The following is a 24,691-nucleotide window of genomic DNA, read 5'->3' as shown; positions in this document are numbered from 1 at the left end:
GTGGTCCTTAGCGTTTTAGTAGTTGTAAGAATTCATTGCGTGTTTTGGCGTCTTCACGGAAGTTACCCAGCATGACTGAAGTACGCATCTGTGAATTTTGTTTTTCAACACCACGCATCATCATGCACATGTGTTTGGCTTCGATCACCACGCCCACACCGCGGGCTCCGGTAACCTCTTCGACTGCCTTCGCAATCTGATGGGTTAGCTGTTCCTGGATCTGGAAGCGGCGTGCGTACATATCCACAATGCGTGCAAACTTAGATAAGCCTAACACCTTGCCATTGGGAATGTAAGCGATGTGTGCACGACCAACGAAGGGTAGCAGGTGATGTTCACACATTGAATAAAGCTCGATGTCCTGGATGAGAACCATGTCATCAGCATCAGAGCTAAATACGGCATTGTTGGTCACATCACTCAACTCCTGGCGATAGCCCTGAGTCAGATATTCCATGGCCTTAGCTGCACGTTTCGGGGTATCAAGCAGCCCTTCACGATCTTTGTCCTCGCCAACGGCGGTGATAATTTGCTGGAAACTGCTTTTTAATTCTTCATGCATAATAAAACTCACTGTAGTTGATTCGCTCAGGCCTGCTATTTCAGGTGGCGGCCTCCGTCAACGGCCAGGGTGCGACCGGTGATGTAATTACTTTTACGCAGCAACTCGACGGCGTCGATCACTTCTCGACAGCCCGGCTCAATGCCCATGATGGATTTCTTCAATGTTTTAGCTTTATATTCTTCGCTGTCATCCTCGTTGAAAATGATCAGCGACGGTGCCACTGAGTTCACTTTAATCTTAGGTGCATACTTAGCTGCAAAGGAGCGGCTGAGGTTATCCAGTGCTGCTTTGCTGGCAGCATAAGCAATGTGTTTTGGGCTGCCTTTTTCGACCACATAATCTGTAATATGAATGATATCGGCCGTACTTTCATGGTTTTGCAGCAAAGGTGCCAGGCCCATATTAAGCAGATAGGGGACCTTGGCATGTATGTGCATCATGGCATCAAAGAGTGCATTGTGATCCGGATTACTCGATTCACAGTCCCAGCTCGATGCATTGTGTATGACGGCGCTTAACGCCTTGGTATGCTGCTGGACCTGTGCGATCAGTGTTGCAACGGCACCCGGCTGATTAAAGTCGGCCTGAATACAGGTCACGCCTTGTTCAATCAGCGTATCGATGATCGGGTGTTTTGTGCGATATGTCATGATCACGGGGATGTCTTCAGCAATAAAGTGCTGAACCATCGCCAGCCCTACACGTTGTGCGGCTCCGGTAATCAAAATCGGCGATGTCATTGGCATGTATCCTTCTTTGCAGGTTTAACGAGTAAAGTGCGCAATCGGGCGCGCAGCAGCGCTGGCACCCGAGTTAAGCCCCGCGTTGTGCGTCTGGCCTTGTACGTGAGATAACGCAGACCAGATCACAGGGCCTTGCATCTGTCACTTATTCACTGTCGTAGATGGTGGGGATTGGCTGACGTTTGTGTTGTGTTTTCTGATAAATACCGATCAGCAGTTGCTCAACATCTAGACTGACAGGTTTGCCCTCCAGGAAGTCATCAATGTCATCATAGCTCAGGCCAAGTGCTTCCTCATCGGCAAGCCCTGGGCGATCGCATTCCAGATCAGCCGTCGGGGTTTTATGTACCAGTGATTGTGGCGCACCCAGGTAGTCGGCCAATGCCCGCACTTGTCGTTTTGAAAGGCCAAACAGCGGTGCTAAATCGCAGGCGCCATCGCCAAATTTGGTATAAAAGCCGGTGATGTTCTCCGCACTGTGGTCGGTCCCGACCACCAGACCTCTTGTCAGGCCAGCGATTTCATACTGTGCAACCATACGCTGTCTGGCTTTGACATTGCCTTTGACAAAATCAACCAGGGTGGCGTTGGGCACTGTTGTGTCGCTGTCTTGCATAGCCTGAAGTGCCTGCTCGTGCATAGCATCAGCAGCCGCCTTAATATTAACGGTTAAGCGTTTGCTGGGTTGAATAAACGCCAGCGCCTGCTGCGCTTCGTCTTCGTCAGCTTGAGTACCGTATGGCAGGCGCATGGCAATAAACTGATAATCCTGACAACCTTGCTCGGCATTCAGCTCGTCAATCGCCAGCTGACACAAGCGGCCACAGGTTGAGGAGTCAACACCGCCGCTGATCCCCAAAACCAGACTATGGCAGTGGGCTGAAATCAGCGTGTGTTTAATAAACTGAACACGTCGGGCGACTTCCGCCGCGACATCAATGGTAGGCTGAACTTTCATTTCAGCGATGATCGCTTCACGCATGGTGTTTCCTCTTACCACCCGTATTCTACGGCTGGTCCAATTATGTCTGATTGTTCTAAGTTTACTTGAATTTGTTACAGATTAGATCTGTTTTTCACAGGCCCAGGTGCTGCTTAATGGTTTGTAGATCCTGTTTGAGCTGATCGATTTCCTGCAGCAGTTCATCCAGATTCACAGTTGCTTCTGATGTACTTACTTCTGTTTGTTCGTAATCCTCTGGGTTACCGAACAGATGTTGGTAGCGTGATTCTCGTTTTCCGGGCTCTCTGGCCAGGCGCATGGCGAGCTCTTGTTGTTGCAGTTCATTCAGTGCAGCCTCTACTTCGCCAACCGTTGCAAATTCTGCCAGACGGCCACTGCGGGTGCGTAATTCTCCGGGGGTCTGGGGCCCGCGTAACAACAACAAGCAGACAATGGCGCGCTGTTGTTCGGTCAGTTTCAGGCTACCAAACTCGCTATTACAAAAACGGTGCTGATATTTGTTTACCCTGCCGGATAGCCCTTCGTCACACACGACGATACGCTTTTGTTCAAGCTGAGCCAGGGTGTCCAGTACGTCAGATTCGGTCAGAGACATCACAGGTTCCCGGTTCGATTTCTGATTGCACGCATTGGTCAGTGCATTGAGTGAGAGTGGGTACTGATCTGGCGTTGTCGTCTGTTTTTCCAGCAGACAGCCAATGATCCGCTGTTCGATCTTGGATAAATTCATATCTCTTCCCTAGTATAATGTGCTGCCGGTCGTGTGCAGCAGATCAGGTTTTTTCATGGCTTAACTCTATGCGATTTGAGCGGCCTTGCCTAGTGGCCTCAGATGAATGAAGTGCACTTTCATTAGCCTTATCAGCAGGTTTTGGCTTCATCGACCCAGCGCTGTAACATTTTGCTCAGGGCATTAAAATTGATGGGCTTGCTAAGGTAGGCGTCCATACCGGCAGCCAGACACTTTTCTTCATCACCTTCCATGGCATTCGCCGTCAGGGCAATGATAGGTGTTTGCTGGTGTTGCTCGCCCGCTATGCCTGCACGGATCTCTTTGGTGGCTGTGTAGCCATCCATCTCTGGCATTTGGCAATCCATGAGAATGATAGCATAAGGCTCCTCTCGTACCTTGAGGTGGCCAATCGCCGCCAGACCATTGTGAGCACACGTGACATGGGCGCCCAGCTTTTCGAGCAGGGTGGTTGCTACGGTTTGGTTTATCTTGTTGTCTTCTACAAGCAGAATATCGACATCCAGACAGACGTCTTCTGCGATTTTTGCGGCAATGGGCTCTTTGCGTTTCACTAAAGATAAGGCATTGGCTGGGGTCAGGGGCGCAAGCAGCAGGTTATTGGATGAAAACTGAGGCCAGGCTTCAGTTTCCTGCATGGTGTGGCACAGCAGCGCATAGTTGAGCTGCTTGACTTTTATCAGCTTTATCAGGCTCTGTATGTCTGAGTCCGACGAGTGGCTGAGCACTTTTGTGGCAATGATCAGAGCAGGCTTATGCGATTCTTTGGTGTTGTAAAACTCAAGCATTTGCGCCACGTTCTCAAAGTGCTCAGTTGGGATATGCCAGGCATCCAGCATATGCCGCGCAGCCAGATCGGAAGGTGAGTGCGCATCAATAACATACAGGCTGTCATTTTTGGCGTCCAACGCCCGAATGGGTTGTGGATCGCTGAGCTCAATATAAAACGTAAAGGTGCTGCCAATACTGGGCTTGCTGTAAGCGTTGAGAGCGCCGCCCATCAGTTCACATAACTGTCTGGCTATGGTGAGCCCCAGCCCCGTGCCACCGAATTTGCGCGTGGTTGAGGGATCGGCCTGTGTAAAAGAATCAAAAATTTTACTCAGCTGTTGTTTGCTAATCCCAATGCCTGTGTCTTCGACACTGCACCATAAGCGTGACTGGTCACTGGTGCGCTCGGTATAACATGTCAGAGTCACCTTACCGCCTTCGGTAAACTTGACGGCATTGCTAAGCAGGTTGTTGAGCACTTGTTTGAGCCTGTGCGGATCAGTCTTAGCGTACTGATATTGCATATTTCGACTATCGATAAAGAGTTCAGTCTGCTGGTCATTGGCTCGTGGCGCAAAGGCCGCAAAACAGTCACTGATAATCTGGATCAGGTCACATTCAATTTGCTCAATATTCAGTTTGCCGGCTTCAATTTTGGAGAAATCCAGTATGTCGTTAATGATAGTGAGCAGTGACTCCGCTGAGCTTTGAGCAAGCGACAGATTACGCTGTTGTGTGTCTGTGAGTTGCGAATTACCAAGTATCTCCAGCATACCAATAATGCCGTTCATCGGGGTGCGGATTTCGTGGCTCATACTGGCCAGAAAGTCGGCCTTAATTTTGGCGGATTGTTCAGCCAGCTCTTTTTCTATAATCGCTTTACGTTTAGCCTGCTGCTGTTGTTGCCCGCTGAATAAACTGGCCAGCATTGCGGCAATGGCATGCACAAAGCGCCTGTCACTGTCCGTCCAGTCCGGGTAAGGATCACCATATTCAGTACAGAGTATCCCGCACACAGCGCCGCGATGCAGAATGGGCGTGATGAGCATGGCTTCGACTTCAAAAGGGTCGAGGTATTGGTCGGCCAGAGGTCGGGTGATTGGGTGTTTGGTTGCTGTACTGGCCTCTATAATTTGCTTGCTGAGCACCGCAGAAAACAGGCCTGGCAAGGTCGCTTTGCGCCAGGGGGGGAAGTGCTGCAAGCTGTCTCGACGGGTATTGCTGAAACAGGTTGGATAAAGCAGTGTATGATCGTCACTGAGTAGCCAGATACTGGCACGAGATGCGCGAGCGGCCTGGCAAACAGCATCTGTACATAATTCCTGGGCGCGATCGGTGTGATTGTTGAGGATGGCCTCATGGGTACTGAGTTGGGCCAGCAACTCATTATTTCTGGCCACTTTTTCATGCTCTATCGCCATTAGCTTACGATCATTGATGTTTTGCACTGAGCCAAATACCTGTGTGGTCCAGCCATTGTGCTGTTTTGCCTGAGCTTTGATGAGCACCCAACATTCTTGCCCTTTGTGTGGTTGGACGATGAATTCATCCTCAAAGGGTTTGCCATATTTGATCGCCTGAGTCATATGATCCTGAAACTTCTTGCGATGGGGCCCTTCTTTGAAAAACTCGGTACTACTCATCCAGGTGGGCTGAAAGTGTGATGGTACGGCAAAGATTTGGCGTGTTACATCCGACAGCGTGATGTGATGAGACGCCAGGTCAACCGACCAGGCACCCACTTTCGCCAGCGAGCCCATATTGGTCAACGCATTGGTTTTGTTTTTTAACTCCGAAAGCAAGCGTGTATAAAACGAAAATGCGCAGAAAAAGAATATCACTATGGTCAGCAGTGCCAGTCGAAAAGGCCATAATGCGGCTGATGAAGCCTGCCATCCGTAGCGCGGAGCTGCGTACATTACCCAGCTACCCGATGGCACATGAATGGTAAATGCCAGCGGATTATGCTCCTGAATGGTAGGCGAGCCATAGAAGTATTCACCGCTATCGCCCAGGCCATTTCTGCCCTGGATCGCTATCAGATAATCTCCTTCGAGCTTATTTAGTGACACTTGTTCATACAGTTTGGGCATATCAATAACGACCGAAAGAAGTCCCCAAAAACTGTCGTTATCAACATACACGGGGATCCGTGCGATCAGCGCCATGCCGCCCTGAATGAGCTCTAACGGTCCGGCCAGGACGATATTACGAGTGTCTCTGGCTTTAGTGGCGTCTTTCTTTTGCTGTGGGTGGGTGAGGTAATTGAGCCCAATCGCTTTTTCATTTCCTTCGAGCGGGTACACCATTTGCAGTACCATATCGGGTGCCGCGCCCACATTACGCAATACTTTGCTGGTTTCGAACAAGGGGGCGGCAAAGCGCTCAAACTGTGTCTGATCCAGATTTGGTTGAGGCGCAAGGGCAATGGCGAGCCCCCGAACCAACTGAATATTCGCAGCCAACGTGCCTTCTATCTGAGTGCGATAAACATTGAGCTCTTCATAAGTGCGGTTTTTCTCAATCTCAATCAGGCGGCGTTCGTTGATGCCATCGATGTACCAGCCTGCTGCCAGGATCACCAATAAAAGTGCGCCCACTATAAAGCGGGTTAAAAAGGCTTTCCTTGACGACAGCACGTGTATGGTCTGCATGTAAACGTGAAAAAGTATCCTTGAATCATTTAACTATAGTTGTCTGTATGAAAACTCGCCAAGACCCAAGGTAATTTATACCTGAAAAATCCTGCCGACGCTGATGGTACGCCCACCGTGGTATCGAGCGCGAACCAAAGCACTTGTTGCGGCGACTCTTTTTATCGCCAGTGACGACATGTTCCAAACGGGATTCACAGATCTGTCATGCAATACGGTAATGCAATACAGGGTATTTAGCGCTAAGCTGGCTAGGTCATTAATCACTCACAATAAGGAGAGAGTATGCTGACTTGGTTAAGACGTACTGTTGCGACTCTGGTGTTGCTGGCACTGGCTGGCAGTGCGGTCGTGTACGGGATCTTATCATTAAGCTTGCCTGCGCTCGACGGGCAGGGTCAGTCAACGGCGATAGGTGCACCGTTAACCTTGGAACGAGATGCGCTGGGTCAAAGTGTGATTACGGCGCAAAACCGCGAGGATGCCGCTTATGCGTTGGGCTTTGCACATGGTCAGGATCGCTTTTTTCAAATGGATTTATTGCGTCGAAATGCCGCTGGAGAACTGAGTGAATTATTTGGAGAAGCGGCCATTGAGCTTGACAAGCGTTTACGGTTTCACCAGTTTCGTGTTCGAAGCCAGACTATCTTGCAGCAGCTACCCAAGTCAGATCAGACCTTGCTTGCGCGCTATGCCCAGGGCGTAAATGAAGGGCAAGCACAAAGTGGTATGAAAGGGTTTGAATATCTCTTGTTAGGTGCAGAGGCCAGGCCCTGGAAAGCAGAGGATAGTCTGCTGGTCATTTTTAGTATGTACCTGGATTTACAAGAAAGTACCTTGAAAAGGGATGAGGCGCTTATTTTAGTTGAGTCTTTACTTGGGCAGAAAATGGTGGATTTTATTATTCAACCCAGTAACTACCAGGCTGCACTCGATGGGAGTGAAGTCCATCAAGATGGGGTTATTATACCAAAAATAAGTGACATTGCACACTTTGATGTTTGGTATCAGATTAAGGAGCTACCGCTTTATGGTAGTAACAACTGGGCGGTGACCGGGAATCATACTGATACGGGGGCAGCAATGGTATCGGACGATATGCATTTAGGCCTGAACACACCAGCCATCTGGTATCGGGCACAACTTAATTACAACACTGCCGCTGGCATTCCCGTCCAGGTATCTGGTGTGACCTTACCAGGTGCACCAGCTATTGTGGTGGGCAGTAACAATCATATTGCCTGGGGATTCACCAATGGCTATCTGGATACCGCAGACTGGATCAAGCTCAATCCGGATGTTGATAAAACCTGGCAGGTTACAGAAGTGCTGCGATTACCCGATGGGAAGCGTCAGGAATTTGCTTTGACGTTAAGTGACTACGGCCCTGTTAAGCAGATCCAGGACGGCGCGTATGCGTTGAGCTGGGTGGCACACCGGGATTACGCAGTTAATCTTGGCTTGACCGGGCTGGAGCAAGCCGTGTCTGTTGATGATGCACTACGGCGGGCTGAACATATCGCTATTCCGGTTCAGAATTTGGTGGTTGTCGATGCCAGCGGAAATGCGGCCTGGCGGCCGACCGGTGCTGTGCCAGCCCGACAGTCCCCCAGTGATTTGGCCGTTGCCAGCCAGGATTACAGTATGGACTGGCAAAGTAACGAAGTGCACCGTCCGGTCGTGAAAAATCCCGCGGATGGCAAGATCTGGACTGCGAACTCCCGGGTTGTATCGGCACAACAACACCAGCGATTTGGTGATGGGGGTTACGCACTGGGTGCTCGGGCTCAGCAGATCCGCGACCGGCTGATGGCACAATCCCAGTTTAACGAAGCCGATTTTATGCGTTTACAGCTCGATAATGAGGCGCGCTTTCTGATGCCCTGGCACCAGTTGTTGAGCGAGTTACTTGAGAGTCGTAAAGCGCGCTACTCACGCGATCTTGCCTATTTGGCTGACTGGCAGGCTTGTGCCTGTCCAGACTCGGTCGGCTATACACTGGTCAGGCGATTTCGAGATCAGACAATTGACCTGTTGTTTGCCCCGGTAGAAAATACCCTGCAACAGGCTGATGGCAGCTTGTCGCCTCTTAAACGATATCTTGAGCCAGCCGTGTGGCAGTTGGTATCTCAGCAACCTTCGCAGTGGTTGCAAAACTACAGTGACTGGGACGCCCTGTTACTCGCGGCCTATGAGGCGGCCAAAGTACAACTGCGGGAGTCTGAAGGGAGCGAAATGGCAGCATGGCAGTGGGGGCGAGTAAATCAGCTTGAAGTCAAACACCCATTTAGCCGACAGATCCCACTGCTCAGCGGTTTGCTGGATATGCCAGTGGTCCCGGGGTTTGGTGACAGCTATATGCCAGCAGTACAAAAACCCGCATTTGGCGCTTCCCAACGATTTATAGCTCAGCCCGGGCACCTTGATAAAGCGATCATGAGCGTTGCTGGTGGTCAAAGTGGTCATCCATTATCGCCGTTTTATCGGGCTGGATTTAATGGTTACGCACGAGGTGAAGCGGTGCCCTTGTTACCGGGTAAAATCAGCCACCGTATCACCTTTACCCCCATGAACTAACTGGCCTGGGCTGCGGTCACACGATTGCGGCCCTGTGCCTTGCTGGTATACAGCGCGTCATCGGCCAATTGTAGCGCCACTGAAAAGGGCAGGGCGGTGTGCCACAGAGCCACACCGAAGCTCATGGTTGCGGTGAGCTCATTGCCGTTGAACTGCTGCATTTCAAGAGTCTGGCGCAGTGTTTCCAAACGATGAACTGCTTGTTCCAGATTGCAGTCGACCAGTACCAACAGGAACTCCTCTCCGCCCCATCTCACAGCAATATCCTGATCGGTCACATGTTTGTGCAGAATATCTGACACGGTTTGCAGTACTTCGTCACCCATATCATGACCCAGCTGATCATTGATTTGTTTGAAATGATCCAGATCGGCCATCACCACACACAGCGACTGGTCGTTGTGCGCACAACTGGCATGGGCCCTTAAGATCAGCTCCTTGGCATAGCGGCGATTGAATAAGTTAGTAAGTGGATCTCTCGCGGCCAGAGTCGCCAGCTGCCGACGCTGAATAAAGGTGCTTTCGCGGATCTGCCCAATAACGTAAATCATGGGCAGGCCGCAGATAAATACATTGATAAAGTGGATGGGTCGGGCGTAGTCGTGGAATACAAAGGTGGTATTGACCGTGCCATAAAGTTCAAACAGGACAGCAAACAACACAATTAAGCTTAAAGACAAAGTGATGGCGAGTCGCAGCTTTAATTGCAGATCCAGAAGTAACATGCAGGCAATGGTCCACAGGTAATACTGAAAACCATAGTCCATACCGAGCGTGGCGCAGACCAGCACGGAGTGGACGGTCACTTCGATACAAAACACCCTGAGGGCCAGGTGGCTGTGCCCCCGATTGAGCAGATGTATACCTGATGCCCAGGCGGCAACGCTGGCGATATTGGCGATGGCCAGAATATAAACATGGCTGTACCAGAAGGCAAAAATAAACAGCAGGTGTAAGCATAAACAGTAATAAGCGACCTGCTTAAACAGTTTCACTTTGACCAGTTCAACCTCATCAGGCTGACTATAAAAATGTTGTGCAATCGGCACGTAAGGCACTCAGTCATGATTGTTGCGATATCTTCAGTATAGAAAGTGCCGGCTATTTTTCCCTGAAAATTTACTTTGCACCAGAAACCTAGCCCATCATTACCAAAATGGCAGCCAGGGCGATAAGCAACAGTCCGAGAGTATCACGTCTGGCAACGGGGGTTTTTAACCACCAAAACGCGATGGCGAGAGTGAAGAAGACCTCAATCTGACCGAGTGTTTTGACATAGGCCACATGCTGCAGGCTCATCGCACTAAACCAGCCGATAGATCCGATACAGCTGGTAACACTGATGGCACTGGTGAGCCGACGCTGCTGCCACAACGTGTACCAGGAGTTGTGCTCCGCATAACTCAGATAGCTGGCCAGCAACAGGGTTTGACAGGAGAGTACCAATAACAGCACCCAGGCAGCGCTATGTGGAAAGGGCAGCCCCGCGGTGAGGCTGCCCTCTCTGACCCACAAAGAGGTCAGCGCAAATGCGCCTCCGCAGGCCAGTCCGAGTAGTGCGGTGGCGGGGGCAAAGTGGCGCAATGTCACGCCGCTAAGCATCAGGACTGCCACCCCACCGAGCAGGACACCCAGCCAGCCCAATGGACTAAGGTGTGAGCCGAAAAAAGCCATCCCCAGCACTGCCGCAAGCAGGGCTTCGCTTTTAGCCAGGCCCACACCGACGGCGTAGTTGTTGCGTTTGAACAGCATCACCATCAGCCCTGTGGCGATGATCTGCATGATACTGGCACCCAGTACATAGCCTAGCAATGGCGCCGATATTGTCAGCGCCGGAGCTGCTTGCCAGTGATACAGACCCAGCAGATACAGGGCAGCCAGCGGGGTGGCGAGTAGAAAGCGGGCGAGCGTCACGCTGGCCACACTGGCATGTTCACTGAGGCGACTTTGCAGGGCATTACGCCAGGCCTGACTAAATGCGGCCAGACAGGTAAACGCTATCCACTCCATAGGGTATGAACTCTGATGATATCGGAACACAGAAACTAACCGGGCAAGGTGCGAATTACCAGTGCCTTGAAAAATATTCAGCATAATGAGGAAAAATAGTGGTGCGACAATATGCCGCAGTGTGTTGCTGTCAGCAGCTCGCTATACTGTGAACCGATGCTACTTTTACCGCCCAGTATGTTGGTTGGGCGGTACTATTTTTTGTTTTCTTCTAATACCAGTTGAGTGAATGGAATGGGCTGATACTGCCCCGCAGGCAGAGCCTCTGCATCCAGTACCAGGTTTGCAATACGTGTTCGATATAAATCGATCACCCGATAGCCGCAATGCCGTGCCATTTTGCGGATCTGACGATTCATTCCCTGCTTCAATACGATAGTAAAGGTATCCTCTGTGAGCGGTTCTACCCGGCAAGCTTGCGTCATCACCCCATCGACGGGGACACCGGCACTCATACGGGCGCAAAAGTGTGGATCAAATGGTCTGTTGACGACGACGCGATATTCTTTTTCCTGGTGGTGGTCCGGGTGGATCAGGCGATTGCATAGTTCACCGTCGTTGGTAAGCAGTAACAGTCCGCGACTGTCTTTATCCAGGCGACCAATGGGGTAGACCCGCGCACCAGGTGGAAGGTGGTGGATCAGACTGCTGGGGTCATCTGCGCGCAGTTTGCAATCGATGCCCACCGGTTTGTGATACAGATATAATTGTTTAGGGGCTGGACCTGTGATCGGTGTGCCACTCACAGTAATATGGTCGGCGTCGGTAACATGATCAATGTGATTTGCCGGGTGACCGTTCACCCTGACCTCAGCAGCGTCGATCAAACGAGAAGCTTGGCGGCGGGAGCAAACACCACAGTGGCTCAGGTATTTGGCTAAGCGCATTGGCTGCATAATTGAAATGGCCTGAGAGCAAAAAGTTCAGTATATCAAGGTTGACTGCGAGGACGCAAAATCAGCACGGCATTATGCTGGTCTATGTCAAAATCAAAATGGCGCAGGAAGTTCATGCCCAGTAGTCCCGGACCAGCGCGCATCTCATCCATCACTGCAAACTGCATTGGGCCTTTGATCTGGTCACCAATCTGCATGTGCTCACTTTGATAGAACTCCACATTAGTCAGGCCATTGGCCGTGGACACCGTTCTGGTGTCGAGATATTCAACTGCCTGATCCAATGCGGCAAATTGCTGCTTGGTAAGTGAGGTCACGCTGGCCCCTGTGTCGATCATCAGCTCAATGGTGCTGCCTGCAAGCTGAGCTTCAAGCACAAAGTGACTGCCCAGACGGCGTAGCGGCACATGCGTCACACCCTGTTGTAGTGCCAGAGCCTGATTGTAAAGCGCTTCTATATCCTGGTGGTGGCGCAATGTATCGTTTGCCTGTGCAATCAAAAACAGCGCTTCGGAAGGTTGCAACAATGCCAGGTGCGCCTCTATCTGGTGCGTCAGTAGTGCCAGCATATGCGGCTTTTCATCGTACCAGGGCGCTGCAAGCATCAGTAGTTCATGCCACTTCTGCTGCTGATTCAGTTCAACCAGACGAGGTATCAGCAAGTCATCAATCAGAGTTTGCCAGTGAGAGTACGTGGGGTTGCTTCGGTAGGCGACCATCAGTCGCGTGAGCGCTTCATCGGGCTGTTGCAGCGACTGATAAAGGCGAATTTCAAGGCGCTGTACCACAAGCGCTTGTGGATCGACCCTGAGGTAACCCTGCACCAGAGCTAACTGGGCAAACAGCTGCGCCTCGCTGCTTTGCTCAAGGTGTGCAGTGATCCATTGCCACCATTGCTTGGCATGACGGGTTGATGCTCCAGGGTGGGTCTGATGTGTCTGTAACAGATAGGCCAGCGCCTGTTCATAGCGACCCTGCTGAAATGCCTGTTGGGCCTGAGTAAGTGAGGCAGGTATTCGGTCTGAGCTGGCAGGTAGAACGGGGGCAGGCGCAGCCGGTAGCGGGACTTTGGCACCGGGGGGCACCGCTGTTGATGAGTGATATAGCTGCCAGCCCAGATAACCATTGAGTGCCAAAGAAAGGCCCAGAAGCGCAGACTTCACCCGCATGACGTATTATCCCTGCAAATGTTGGTTAAGCACGGCACCTATCGCAGCAGCAAAGTCTCGGTGATGCGCTATGCCTAGTGTGTGTAAACGGGTGTCTTTGAGTGCACAGTTATGAGGACGAGTCGCACTTTGTGTGGGCTCAGGTAAGGCAACAAGGCTTGATCCGTCTAACCCCAGCGCGGATGCAATGAGCTGAGCCATCTGATACTTGGTCAGTGCCTGAGTATCGGACACATGATAAATCCCACCTAATTGCGCTTTTGGCAATGCAATCAGATCTGCCAGAGTCAAAGCTATATCCTCAACATGAGTCGGGTAGCGGATCGCCCAGTCGTCAAGGGCACTGTGTGGGTCCGATTTGAGTTGTTCGGCGATCACCGTGACTGCGGATTCCGCCAGATATTCGACATCACCATACAAGACAGGTACTCGTATAACGCAATGTGTGGGATCGCTTGCTAAAACGGCCAGCTCGGCTTGTTGTTTGCTCTGACCGTAAAAATTGAGCGGGTTGGTCGTGGCTTGTTCGACATATGGCGGGTTTACGCCATCAAAAACATAGTCGGTGCTGATGAAAAACAATCGGATGCCACGCTGGTTGCACTGTTTTGCCAGATGTTCACTGGCTGCGACATTCAAAGCGAGCGTTTGCGCATGGTCGTTTTCACAAACATCTGGCTTGCGCTCTGCGGCGGCATGGATGAGTACATCCGGCACGTACTCATCCAGAAAAGCGCTGACCGCGTCTTTGTCTGATAAGTCCAGAGACACCAGAGGTGGGGTGGCCCGGCGAAATCCACAGCCAACAATGTGGTAATGGGCTTCTAACGTTTTGACAAGCGTGCGTCCCAGTAACCCGGTCGCGCCGGTGATGGCGATGGTCTGCATGACAACTCCGTTGATTCGTTGAATAAATTATGTTCTATTAAAATTTGGAAATCAAAAATAACAACGTAGAAGGAAGTACTATGAAGTTACACAATTTTTTCGCATCTAGCATGTTGTTTCTCGTTTTTTCAGGCGCAACTTCGGCCCAGAGCATTTACTCCATAGGTAGTGATTGTACATTGGATGACACGGAAAAGCCGATTACCTTTCGTGCAGAGTATACTCAGCGCCTTTCTCAGAATGATCTTGAAGTCACACAAATAGTGAAGGAAATGCTGTATGAGCAGCTACTCAGTCAGTCAACTAAGTTCCCTAATGGGGTTCAAGTTGATTCATTGTATTTTACTAGCCATGCAGTTGTGGCATCCCGGATCAACAAAGCCATTATACAAGGGGCACTAACGGTTGAGCCGGTGGTTGAGTGCCGCAGTCATCACCTTGTTTCATCAGCAGCCAAGCTAAATGATCGATTCTTGGCACAAAAGTCTGACGGTATAGATCACCAAATGTCACTGCAAGTGCTGGACTCTCCTAAAACAGTCACGGTGCCTGAAACGCAGATTACAGTCAATAGCGTATTTGGTATTGAGCTGGGCACTAGCTATGACCAAGTCGAGCAACTGATGGGGCGGTTTAGTTTGACCTGGCAGTTTGCAGCCGATTTGCGCATGGCTGCGATTGGCCGCAATCATGTCCTTTTTTTCGAACAGGATAAGTTGATTGGTTATCAATATGCAAAATTCCTGTTCCCGACATCTGTGCACAATCTAATTGAAATGCACCCTCTGGATTTCGTAATTGATGTGTCTGGCGACGCTATTCAATCTCCTCATAAAGAGTTCCTGAATGAGCATCAATTGCTGCAGCTTGAAAAAATGTTCCCATTGGTCAGTGCTTCTCGTGTAAAGCTATCCGATGACGAAACCGGTATTCGGCTTGAAGCATTACAAATTGGCCGTTTGCCAGCACTCCCTCCGCAGTGGTCCAACCCACACTGTTATGACAGTGGTTCCATTGAGCAGTATATACAACAACATAAGCCTGATCTGGTTAATATCGTTTCACATCAAGGCTATCGCATCTATATGACAGGCTGTAGCCAAATCATGACAATGAACTCTCTCGCGCAAATCAAACAGCTAGAGTTACTGGAGCCAATCAACATTCGAAATGCAGAGTTGTGGCAGGCTAATACCTTATTTAGTATGAACCCCTGGCTATTGGGAGAGCTGTATTATAATGCGAATGCAGCAAGCTTGGGGGAAGCGCTGGAGACACTCGAAGATGGTGTTGTCACCATCAAGAATGATGTCTGGTTTGGACACTTTTTTGTGGAACATGACAAAGTCGTTGCTGGTAGTGTCATTTACAAACGCTAAGAAAGGGCCGGTTTGAACCGGCCCTCGCACATTATGCGGTTTGTTGCTGGTTCTGGCCTTCCCAGATTTTGGCACGCAAGCCAAACAGGCCAACCAGGATCCCCACGCCGATACAAAACAGGCTAATTTGAAGATATAAGTTTGGCATTTGCTCGACATTTTCCGGATCGAAATTTCCTGCCAGCAAACCAGAGATGATATTGCCTATCGAGTAGGTTAAAACGAACACGCCCATCATCTGGCCAGCAAACCGCTTAGGAGACAGTTTACTCACCGCACTCAGGGCTACCGGGCTCAGGCATAGTTCACCGACGGTATGCAGGAAGTAGGTGGTTACCAGCCACATAGGTGCAACTTTGAGGCCCTGAGCTGCATACTGAGCTGCAAAAAACATAACAATAAAACCGCTGGCCATGATCACCAGGCCAATCGCGCATTTTACTGTATATGAGGGCGAGATCATACGTTTAGCCAGATTGATCCACAGTGCGGCGAAAAACGGAGACAGTACAATGATAAAAAAGGAGTTAGTGGACTGAAACCAGGCTGTCGGAATCGTAAATCCGCCAAGCAGTCGGTCGGTATAATCTCTGGCAAACAGATTCAATGAAGAACCGGCTTGCTCAAACCCTGACCAGAAGCAGGCTGAGGCCACGCAGACCAGGAACAGTGCCCACATCTTACGCTTTTCATCATGCTCCAGATCGCCCGCAAAATAAATAAATCCGTAATAGGCCAAAAAGATAAGGGTAAAAGCGATTGCGACGTACTGGGCGACAACAACCGGATTGATGACCAGCACACCTGTGTAGGTCAGTGCCACCACACCGGCAACGGCGGCGATAACGGCAATGATGACTGACCAGGCTTTACGGGCTTTCTCTGGAGGCAGCGGGCTGCTGGGTTTATCGCCAACATGTGCGATATAACCCAATGTTTTACGATACTGGATCAGGCCAACGCCCATGCCGACTGCGGCGGCACCAAATGCCCAGTGCCAGCCCAGGTTTTCCATAAAGTAACCGCAAATGGTGTAGCCTAGTACTGAGCCCACATTGATCCCCATGTAATACAAGGCATAGCCTCCGTCACGACGCTCATCTTCATCGCGATACAGCTGACCAACCATGGCGCTGATATTCGGCTTCAGCAGGCCGGTACCCGCTGCAACCAGGATCAGACCGATAAAAAAAGTTTCATGGGCTGGAATGGCCAGTACAATGTGGCCGCACATAATGATGATACCGCCATACCAGACTGTGCGTTGACCGCCCAGCAGACGGTCTGCTATCCAGCCTCCGGGCAACCCCAGAAAGTACACCGCACCGGTGTACAATCCGTAGATAGCGGCAGCCGCTGCAACGGTGAACTCAAGGCCCTCTTCTTGTAAAGAGGCGGTCATAAAAAGCACCAAGAGCGCACGCATGCCGTAGTAGCTCATTCGCTCCCACATTTCAGTGAAATAAAGCGTAGATAAGCCTTTCGGGTGGCCAAAAAACCCCGTATCAAGATGAGTATCCTGCGATGACATAATAGACTTCCGATTGTTGTTTTATTATACGAAAGTCTTATTAGTACGTGATTTGTTAAAAGTTTGCAACAGAAGTAGGGTCACCTGTGGCCGAGCGCACAACCGACGGATAGTGTTAAGTGAGTAATAACGACAGGGCATGAATATCGCAGATTTCAATATCTGCCAGCCCCTGATAACGATACCGGACTCCCTGATTATTGAGCCACACACTGCGGCAACCCGCCAGGTTTGCGCCCTGCACATCGGTATCCAGGCTGTCACCAATATGCAGTAGCTGATTAGGCGCCACATTGCAGTGCTGGCAGGCTGCATCAAACAGGTCAGTATGGGGTTTGGCGCGACCATCTCTGCCGGCCATCAGTACCTGCTCAAACTGACCTGCAAGGTTAAAACGCTCCACCTCGACGTTGCCATTGGTGATGGCGATCAGCCGGAATCGTGTTCTCAGGCTGGCTAACAGGTCAAGCACAGACTGATCAACGTCTATCTGACTGCGTGCTGTTGCAAACGCCTGATAGGCCGCTTCGGCATGCGTCTCTGTTTCAGCAGGGCTGAAGCCGGCTTGCTGTAAACCAAAGCGCAATGCCACTTGACGCCAGCGGGTAACGTCATTGGTCAATTCAGGGTGCTGAAGTGCAACCTGTTTACGGCACTTTAACCAAAACTCTGGCCCCTGAGCACGCCAGGGCGCAAGTGTATTGACGTAGTCGTTCATGGCCTGAACCGCAGCGGCGATCACTGGGTGGTTGTTATACAAAGTATCATCCAGGTCGAAGCTCAGAACCTGGATCTCATCAATGGCACGGTTAAATCGCATAACACTTCTCTTTACTGAAAGTCTGCCAGAGTTTACCTAATTAATGGTCAAAGACCTACTCAGTCTTTACGCTGTTTGCGTGCTCTGGGATGGGCGTTGTCATACACTTTGGCGAGATGGCCAAAATCGACATGAGTATAAACCTGAGTGGCGGATAAACTGGCGTGACCTAACATTTCCTGAATGGCCCGCAGGTCACCACTGGATTCGAGTAAATGGGTGGCAAAGGAATGGCGCAGTTTGTGAGGATGAATGGTGCCTGAGATCCCCTGACGGATCCCCCATTCCTGCATTCTGGCACGCACGTGACGCGCTGAAATGCGCGTTTTGCGCTTACTGACAAACAACGCAGGCTCCTCTGCCGTGGCAAACTGAGGGCGATATTTGAGCCAGAGTGTGATGGCCTCCAGCGCTTTGGTGCCAACCGGTACGACACGTTCTTTATTGCCCTTACCCAGCACCCGGATCTCGCCATCACGGATGTCGTGAAGGTTGGCATTAACCAGCTCACTGACACGCAGTCCGCTGGAGTACATCAGCTCCATAATGGCTTTGTCTCGCAGTGCCAGAACATCATCGTCCTGAATATCCAGAAGCTGCGCCATTTGGTCGACATCCAGACTTTTTGGCAGGGGCTTTTGAAATTTAGGACCGCGTAACCCCTGAGCCGGATTCGGCGTTTCGGCGTGGGCCTGGTGCTTGTGCTGTAAAAATTTATACAAGCTTCGTATGCAGCTTAGTTTCAGGTTGATACTGCGCGGGTTGTATTGGCGGGTGCGCAGTTGCATCGAATAGCGCCTGACCAGCTCACTGCTGACTGCCAGCCAGTGGTCACAATGAGGTGCAAAAAAAGCGGCGGCCTGCAACAGTTGACGTCGGTACTGGCCCAGCGTATGTGCCGAGTAGTGACGTTCAAACTGCAGGTAAGCAGCAAACTCAGCAATCGGTTCCAGCCAGCCCGGACCGAGGTCATTTGGATTCACATCGAGATGCGGTTTGCTCATGCCAGATGGTGTAATCGAAGTGCCAGGGAAGTGACCAGTTCACTGACGAACAGGTCGCCGTTACCCGGGGCGAAGTGATCGGCGCAATGACTGGCAAATAACAGCAGGGCTTTGGGGGCCTCACTGTCACCTAACGTATATAACGCAAAGGACTGACACTGAGCGTCTTCGACCAGCCCGGTGCGTTCGGTCTTGCTCAGGCGACCCAGATAACAGCTCGAATCTTTGAGACGGCTGCGTTGCAATGCGCTGACGGCACGCACCTGTTCATTGTCTTCTTGTAAATTGATCAGCTGGCAATGACTGACTTTGGGTAATTGAGTCAACTCATGACTCAGTAAATCGGTCAGTGAAGACACATCCTGACACTGCCACAGGCGTCGCTGGCACTCACTAAACAGACGATAAATCTGTTCATTCTCATTTGCATGCGCAACCATCTGTGCGATCTGTTTTTCAAGTTGCTGATTGCGCTCACGCAAAGTGCGCTGCTGTAATAAAGCCAGATTAGGTGCGCCCTGAGATTCGTTGTGCAGATTCAGCTCAAGCAACAGGTAAGGATGTTGCAGCAAAAACTCGGGGTGGTGGTGGAGAAAGTCCTGAACCTGCTGATGTGTCAGTGAGCCTGCGTCATTACTCATAAGGCGATTTGTCCGTCGAATACGTGTTCCGCAGGACCGGTCATTTTAACGCTCTGGCCCGGGCCATTCCAGCGCACCTGAATGCTACCGCCCGGTAAATCGACCCGCACGGTGCTGGCCAGTTTATCCTGAGCAATACCGACGACTGCTGCGGCACATGCGCCGCTGCCGCAGGCTAATGTTTCAGCCGCGCCCCGCTCCCAGACTCGCAATTTAATGTGCTCACGGTTGATAATTTGCATAAAACCAATATTAGCACGTTTTGGAAAACGTTCATGTTGCTCAAGCAGGGGACCAAGCGTGTTAACCTCTGCCTGGTCGATATCTTCAACCTCTATTACACAATGTGGATTACCCATAGACACGACACCGCAGAAGACAGTGTGTTCCTGTGCACGCAGAATATAGGTTTGTTCCTGTTGCTTTGCTTTGAATGGGATTTGCGTTGGTGCAAATTCGGGTTTGCCCATATTGACCGTAACCTGGCCGTCTTTTTCGGTGAACAGAGTAATATTGCCACCTTTGGTAGACACACTCACTTTATGCTTATTGGTCAGGCCTTTCATGCGGACAAAGCGCGCAAAACAGCGAGCGCCATTACCGCACTGTTCTACTTCGGTACCGTCGGCATTGAAGATCCGATAATGAAAATCCAGATCAGGTGAGTAGGGCGGCTCAACCAGTAACAGCTGGTCAAAGCCGATGCCAAAATTACGGTGTGCCAGTTTACGGATCTGGTCGCGTGACAAAAAAACATTCTGGGTCACATTATCAACGACCACAAAATCATTGCCTAAACCATGCATCTTAGAAAAATTTACAAACATAAAGCCTTATCTATATTTGGTGCCGGTGGCCAGCAGGTACCGCACCTATTTTATGATTGTGATAACCTTACTTTGCCATGCCGCGCGTCATTACGGAAGCACTTGCTCGCCTTGCCACAAGGATTCCAGCGTCTCTCTTTCGCGGATCAGGTGACAGGCATCCCCATCGACCATGATTTCTGCAATGCGCGGGCGTGAGTTATAATTCGAGCTCATGGTAAAGCCATAGGCACCGGCACCACGTTGGGCCAACAAGTCACCAGGCTGAATTGCCAGTGGTCGATCTTTACCAATAAAATCGCCTGTCTCGCACACCGGCCCTACAACATCATAGGTGTACAGCGGCGTATCATCCTGGCGCGGTGTCACGGCAATGATCTGTTGCCACGCCTGATACAGAGAAGGGCGCAACATGTCATTCATGCCGGCGTCAACAATGGCAAAGTGCTTGTCTTTGGTTGGTTTAAGGTATTCAACTTTGGTAACCAGGATCCCGGCATTTGCGGCAATAGCACGGCCTGGCTCAAAGATCAGTTCCAGATGTTGGTACTCGGCGAGCCGGGCTTTAACCTCAGCGGCATAGGCACTGGGGTGGGGTGGCTTTTCGCTGTCATAGGGCACGCCCAGACCGCCACCAATATCCAGATGCCTGAGCGTAATGCCAGCCGATGCGAGTGTCTCTACCAGTGCAAGCACTTTATCCAGAGCAGCAATAAACGGAGTGACTTCGGTGAGCTGGGAGCCAATGTGAAAATCAATGCCCACAACATCAATGCCGGGCAAAGCACAGGCAAGCTGATAGACATTGAAGGCTTCTTTAATATCAATACCGAATTTGTTTTCTTTTAGCCCGGTCGAAATATAAGGATGTGTTTTGGCATCTATATCCGGATTGACCCGAATTGAAATCGGCGCGAGCAATTCGAGTTCACTGGCCACTTGACTGATACGACGCAATTCTGCCTCGGATTCGACATTAAAACACTTAATGCCGGTTTTGAGTGCAAAAGCGATTTCCTGTGCGGTTTTTGCTACGCCGGAAAACACGATTTTGGCCGGATCGCCGCCAGCTTTGAGCACCCGAGCTAACTCTCCTTGCGAGACTATGTCAAACCCGGCACCCAGCCTTGCCAGTACATTCAGTACCGCGATGTTGCTGTTTGCTTTAACAGCATAACAGACTAAATGTGGGTGCCCTGCGGCCGCGTCGGTGAACGCGTGGTAGTGGCGCTCCAGCGTCTTTCGAGAATACACATAGCAGGGCGTGCCATAGTGCTCGGCGATGTCCCGAATGGCGACCTGCTCTGCATGCAGCTGATTATCCTGGTAGTGAAAGAAATCCATTTACGACTCCTGTTTCGTATCATCGTCCTCAGACGGTGCGATATCCTGAGCATGCTGAGGTGCTTGCTCGGGCGCATTGGTCGGTTGGGGGCGTTGTTCAGGTAAATATAGAGGCCCACTCTGACCGCATGCACTTAGCAGCAAGAGGCTGGTCAAGATCAGGGTAAATAGGCTAAATTGAGTGTATGTCGCTTTCATTAGATTAATGATGTCAGTGCCTTTATAATCGCAGAGTAACAGAATTGGTAAAAAAAGCAGCTTAGAAAGTAAATTTAATTCCGCTAAAGTAGCGGACTTTCGGGGTTTGCACAGTAAGGATCAAGCTATGACAGATCATGAGTATCACGAGTTAGCCGACGCGTTAATGTTGACCATTGAGGAGCAAATTGACGACTGTGAGGTTGACCTGGATTATGAATCGGCATCCGGGATCCTGGAGATCATTTTTCCGGACCGCAGCAAAATAGTGATTAACAAGCAAGCTCCACTGCACCAGGTGTGGGTTGCAACTAAGTTTAACGGGCATCATTTTGAGCTGCGCGATACGCAGTGGATAGATAACCGCAGTGGTGCCGAGTTCTGGCAGTTTATGAGCGATGCAGCAACACGCCAGGCGGGTCAGACCATAGAGTGGCAGCACGACTGATGCTGTCATTTGTAGAGTACCCGGCCCAGGGAACCCACAGGGCAAGCGTGATTTGGTTACATGGTCTGGGCGATTCCGGAGAGGGCTTCTTACCGATCGCACCTGAGTTAAGGCTACCTGCCGAGCTGGGTGTGCGGTTTATTTTCCCGCACGCGCCAGAGCAGTCAGTGACCGTGAATAATGGTATGGTGATGCGCTCCTGGTATGACATCAAATCTTTTGATCTGGATAAAAGAGCCGACGAAGCGGGTGTGAGAGACTCTGCGAAGCTGGTTCAGGCACTGATTGACGCTGAACTGGACGCTGGCATACCACCAGAGCGCATTATTCTGGCTGGATTCTCACAAGGTGGCGTGATGGCATTGCACCTGGCGCCGCGTTTAAAAGTGCGGTTAGGTGGCGTGATGGCCCTGTCGTGCTATATGTGTGCACCAGATAAGCTGGCACAGGAAGCTGTGCAGGCCGACCTGAACGTGTTTATGGCCCATGGCAGCTTAGATCCTGTCGTCCCTATGGTGGCTGGACGGCAAGCCTTTGACACCTTACAAGCTCAAGGCTACGAAGTTAGCTGGCAGGATTACCCGATGCAGCATCAGGTTTGCCAGGAAGAGCTGGAGGCAATCCGCACCTGGTTACTGGCCAGGCTAACGTGACAACAGAGTGAGCACCCATGACACAACGTATTGTGATTAAAACCGCAGTAACCAAAGCGAACGAGGTCCCGGCAAGGCCCGTCACCTACCAATATCATTGGCGCCGCATTGGTGTGGTTGGTAGCGTGGCTGCAATTGGCTTGGCAGCCACGTTTTATGGGATAGTGAACTCGGTGAGTGCGGACGAACAGCCCGTTGAGGTGGTAGATGCGTATCAGAGCCCTGAGCAAGCAAGCACTGTGTCTGACGTTATTGCAGACGATGTGCTCGTTACTGATACGGCACGCGTAGCAGCTGTTGAAGACGTTCAGCCTGACACGGAAGATTTGCTCCCCGAGCTGGTGGCCCAGCCGACTGACGAGCTCGTTAGTACGACTGAGTCTGAAACGGCGACAATCGCGGCTGGTGAGTCAGAGTCTGGTGAGCTGAACGATGAAGCCGTGGTGGCGCATGCAGGCGTACAGGTGGACGAACCTGACAATGGATTTGACAGTGAGACGGCCAAACAGTTTGCTGAAGACGCCCGGATTGCCAGTGTGGCCATGGCTGCACAAGTTGATACCACTCACGTGAGCCGTGCGGTACTGACCACAGAGGTTGTTGATCGGGAGCCGGTCAATGTACTTAAAGACAGCGTTGAGCAAAGTGCCTTTTCGGAAAAGTTGTATTTCTTTACCGAAGTGCGAGGGTTGCAGGGGCAAACTATACGGCACCTGTGGTTTCATCAGGATCAGTTGATGGCAGAAATTGAGCTGCCTATCAGTGCCTATCGGCATCGGACCTACTCCAGCAAAAATATAATGCCAAGCCAAAGTGGCCAGTGGCGGATTGAAGCGATCACCGCTGATGACCGGCTGTTGGCACAGAAAACTTTTAGAATTATTGCAACCGCTCAATAGCGAGCAAACTGAGTAAAGCATGACGACGAAAAAGAATGTGTTGCGTATCGCAACAAGAAAAAGTGCGCTGGCCCTGTGGCAGGCAGAGTTTGTGAAAGCCGAACTGGAAAAGTTTCACGCCGATCTGGAAGTCGAACTGGTTCCTATGTCGACCAAAGGCGATAAGATTTTAGATACGCCACTGGCTAAGATTGGTGGTAAGGGCTTATTCGTCAAAGAACTCGAGCAGGCTATGCTGGAAGGGCGTGCGGATATCGCGGTACATTCAATGAAAGATGTGCCTGTGGAGTTTCCTGACGGACTTGAGCTGCATACCATTTGTGAGCGCGAAGATCCCCGCGATGCGTTTGTCTCGAATACCTATCAATCGCTGGCTGAGTTACCGGCAGGTGCCGTTGTGGGGACATCCAGTTTACGCCGTCAGTGTCAGATCCGTGCGGTACGTCCAGACCTGGTGATCAAAGACTTACGGGGTAATGTGAATACGCGCCTGGCCAAACTGGATGCCGGTGAATTCGATGCCATTATTCTTGCCGCTGCGGGATTGATCAGACTGGAAATGGCTGAGCGGATCGCCAGTTTTGTCACGGTTGAAGATTCGCTACCCGCGAATGGCCAGGGTGCCGTAGGCATTGAATGTCGAAGTGACGATGCACAGGTTCAGGCCTGGCTGGCTCCCCTTGAGCATAGTGCAACGCGCATGCGTGTGTTGGCTGAGCGGGCCATGAACCGTCGCCTGGAAGGCGGGTGTCAGGTCCCTATTGGTGCATATGCCGAAATTGACGGTGAACAATTGACCTTGCGTGGTCTGGTAGGCGCGGTAGATGGCAGCCAGATCCTGCGAGGGGAGCAAAGCGGTCCGGTCGCCGACGCTGAGCAGCTGGGGATCCGCCTCGCTGAGTCTTTGCTGGCGCAAGGTGCGGACCAAATTTTGGCTGAGGTTTACCGGGACAACTAAT

23 protein-coding genes are annotated in these 24,691 nt (G+C 51.0%); 6 read left to right on the top strand and 17 right to left on the bottom strand.

All coding sequences use genetic code 11. The annotated features are described in order from the left end of the window. Window positions 1-7: 7 nt before the first annotated feature. The 5 genes from folE to CWB99_RS10755 form a co-directional block, all read right to left on the bottom strand. A complete protein-coding gene (folE, locus tag CWB99_RS10775) occupies window positions 8-562 on the bottom strand; it encodes a GTP cyclohydrolase I FolE (RefSeq protein WP_046005883.1) in 555 nt (184 codons plus the stop codon). Window positions 563-597: 35 nt separating this feature from the next. After that, entirely contained in the window at window positions 598-1,305 is a 708-nt protein-coding gene (folM, locus tag CWB99_RS10770) for a dihydromonapterin reductase (protein ID WP_138553062.1), read from the bottom strand. Between the two features lie 148 nt (window positions 1,306-1,453). Next, window positions 1,454-2,290: an ammonia-dependent NAD(+) synthetase gene (gene nadE / locus CWB99_RS10765; protein WP_138553061.1), complete on the bottom strand. Its 837-nt coding sequence runs from the start codon at window positions 2,288-2,290 to the stop codon at window positions 1,454-1,456. Window positions 2,291-2,384: 94 nt separating this feature from the next. Then, a complete protein-coding gene (locus CWB99_RS10760) occupies window positions 2,385-3,002 on the bottom strand; it encodes a YceH family protein (RefSeq protein WP_138553060.1) in 618 nt (205 codons plus the stop codon). A 131-nt stretch (window positions 3,003-3,133) separates the two neighbouring features. Further along, window positions 3,134-6,448, bottom strand: coding sequence for an ATP-binding protein (locus tag CWB99_RS10755; RefSeq protein ID WP_249331831.1), 3,315 nt, complete (start codon window positions 6,446-6,448; stop codon window positions 3,134-3,136). 285 nt (window positions 6,449-6,733) lie between these two features. Between CWB99_RS10755 and CWB99_RS10750 the strand changes: the two genes are divergently transcribed. Then, window positions 6,734-9,025 carry a penicillin acylase family protein gene (locus tag CWB99_RS10750; protein WP_138553059.1) on the top strand — a complete coding sequence of 764 codons (2,292 nt, stop codon included), beginning with the start codon at window positions 6,734-6,736 and terminating at the stop codon, window positions 9,023-9,025. On the opposite strand, the gene CWB99_RS10745 is transcribed toward CWB99_RS10750, so the two are convergent. The 5 genes from CWB99_RS10745 to CWB99_RS10725 form a co-directional block, all read right to left on the bottom strand. After that, window positions 9,022-10,074 carry a GGDEF domain-containing protein gene (locus tag CWB99_RS10745; protein ID WP_249331829.1) on the bottom strand — a complete coding sequence of 351 codons (1,053 nt, stop codon included), beginning with the start codon at window positions 10,072-10,074 and terminating at the stop codon, window positions 9,022-9,024. The genes CWB99_RS10750 and CWB99_RS10745 overlap by 4 nt on opposite strands. A gap of 88 nt (window positions 10,075-10,162) precedes the next feature. Beyond that, window positions 10,163-11,035 (bottom strand): multidrug transporter, encoded by an 873-nt coding sequence (locus CWB99_RS10740; RefSeq protein WP_138553057.1) that lies wholly within the window; start codon window positions 11,033-11,035, stop codon window positions 10,163-10,165. 194 nt (window positions 11,036-11,229) lie between these two features. Continuing rightward, entirely contained in the window at window positions 11,230-11,922 is a 693-nt protein-coding gene (locus tag CWB99_RS10735; protein WP_432760831.1) for a pseudouridine synthase, read from the bottom strand. Window positions 11,923-11,966: 44 nt separating this feature from the next. Next, the gene (locus CWB99_RS10730; protein WP_138553055.1) at window positions 11,967-13,100 is read right to left on the bottom strand and encodes a retropepsin-like aspartic protease; all 1,134 of its coding nucleotides are present in this window, start codon (window positions 13,098-13,100) and stop codon (window positions 11,967-11,969) included. A gap of 6 nt (window positions 13,101-13,106) precedes the next feature. Continuing rightward, on the bottom strand, window positions 13,107-13,988 hold the full coding sequence (locus CWB99_RS10725) for a dTDP-4-dehydrorhamnose reductase family protein (RefSeq protein WP_138553054.1): 882 nt from the start codon (window positions 13,986-13,988) through the stop codon (window positions 13,107-13,109). 80 nt (window positions 13,989-14,068) lie between these two features. Here CWB99_RS10725 and CWB99_RS10720 point away from each other — a divergent pair, with 80 nt between their 5' ends. Further along, complete coding sequence (locus CWB99_RS10720) at window positions 14,069-15,367, top strand: hypothetical protein (RefSeq protein WP_138553053.1); 1,299 nt, start codon at window positions 14,069-14,071, stop codon at window positions 15,365-15,367. Window positions 15,368-15,398: 31 nt separating this feature from the next. Here CWB99_RS10720 and CWB99_RS10715 read toward each other — a convergent pair whose 3' ends face one another. The 7 genes from CWB99_RS10715 to lptM all read right to left on the bottom strand — a co-directional run bounded on the left by CWB99_RS10715 (window position 15,399) and on the right by lptM (window position 21,732). Beyond that, window positions 15,399-16,898 carry a peptide MFS transporter gene (locus CWB99_RS10715; protein WP_138553052.1) on the bottom strand — a complete coding sequence of 500 codons (1,500 nt, stop codon included), beginning with the start codon at window positions 16,896-16,898 and terminating at the stop codon, window positions 15,399-15,401. Between the two features lie 115 nt (window positions 16,899-17,013). Beyond that, a complete protein-coding gene (locus CWB99_RS10710) occupies window positions 17,014-17,718 on the bottom strand; it encodes an HAD-IA family hydrolase (RefSeq protein ID WP_138553051.1) in 705 nt (234 codons plus the stop codon). A 59-nt stretch (window positions 17,719-17,777) separates the two neighbouring features. Beyond that, window positions 17,778-18,722, bottom strand: a complete 945-nt coding sequence (xerC, locus tag CWB99_RS10705) for a tyrosine recombinase XerC (protein WP_138553050.1) — start codon at window positions 18,720-18,722, stop codon at window positions 17,778-17,780. After that, a complete protein-coding gene (locus CWB99_RS10700; RefSeq protein WP_138553049.1) occupies window positions 18,719-19,363 on the bottom strand; it encodes a DUF484 family protein in 645 nt (214 codons plus the stop codon). Before CWB99_RS10700 ends, xerC begins: the two co-directional genes overlap by 4 nt. Continuing rightward, entirely contained in the window at window positions 19,360-20,190 is an 831-nt protein-coding gene (dapF, locus tag CWB99_RS10695; protein ID WP_138546627.1) for a diaminopimelate epimerase, read from the bottom strand. The genes CWB99_RS10700 and dapF overlap by 4 nt, the downstream gene beginning before the upstream one ends. A 90-nt stretch (window positions 20,191-20,280) precedes the next feature. Beyond that, entirely contained in the window at window positions 20,281-21,534 is a 1,254-nt protein-coding gene (lysA, locus tag CWB99_RS10690; RefSeq protein ID WP_138553048.1) for a diaminopimelate decarboxylase, read from the bottom strand. Beyond that, window positions 21,535-21,732: an LPS translocon maturation chaperone LptM gene (gene lptM / locus CWB99_RS10685; RefSeq protein WP_138553047.1), complete on the bottom strand. Its 198-nt coding sequence runs from the start codon at window positions 21,730-21,732 to the stop codon at window positions 21,535-21,537. Window positions 21,733-21,859: 127 nt separating this feature from the next. Between lptM and cyaY the strand changes: the two genes are divergently transcribed. From cyaY to hemC, 4 genes are read left to right on the top strand one after another with little or no spacing between them, the layout of a single operon-like run. Further along, on the top strand, window positions 21,860-22,180 hold the full coding sequence (cyaY, locus tag CWB99_RS10680; RefSeq protein WP_010387071.1) for an iron donor protein CyaY: 321 nt from the start codon (window positions 21,860-21,862) through the stop codon (window positions 22,178-22,180). After that, entirely contained in the window at window positions 22,180-22,833 is a 654-nt protein-coding gene (locus CWB99_RS10675) for an alpha/beta hydrolase (protein WP_138553046.1), read from the top strand. Before cyaY ends, CWB99_RS10675 begins: the two co-directional genes overlap by 1 nt. 17 nt (window positions 22,834-22,850) lie before the next feature. After that, window positions 22,851-23,732, top strand: a complete 882-nt coding sequence (locus CWB99_RS10670) for a DUF2914 domain-containing protein (protein ID WP_138553045.1) — start codon at window positions 22,851-22,853, stop codon at window positions 23,730-23,732. A 19-nt stretch (window positions 23,733-23,751) separates the two neighbouring features. Further along, a complete protein-coding gene (gene hemC / locus CWB99_RS10665; RefSeq protein ID WP_138553044.1) occupies window positions 23,752-24,690 on the top strand; it encodes a hydroxymethylbilane synthase in 939 nt (312 codons plus the stop codon). The last annotated feature ends 1 nt before the right edge of the window (window position 24,691 follow it).

The organism is Pseudoalteromonas rubra, from assembly GCF_005887095.1.
Lineage (GTDB): Bacteria > Pseudomonadota > Gammaproteobacteria > Enterobacterales > Alteromonadaceae > Pseudoalteromonas > Pseudoalteromonas rubra_E.
The sequence above is the reverse complement of the archived record's forward strand: the minus strand, read 5'-3'. Positions and strand labels throughout refer to the sequence as shown.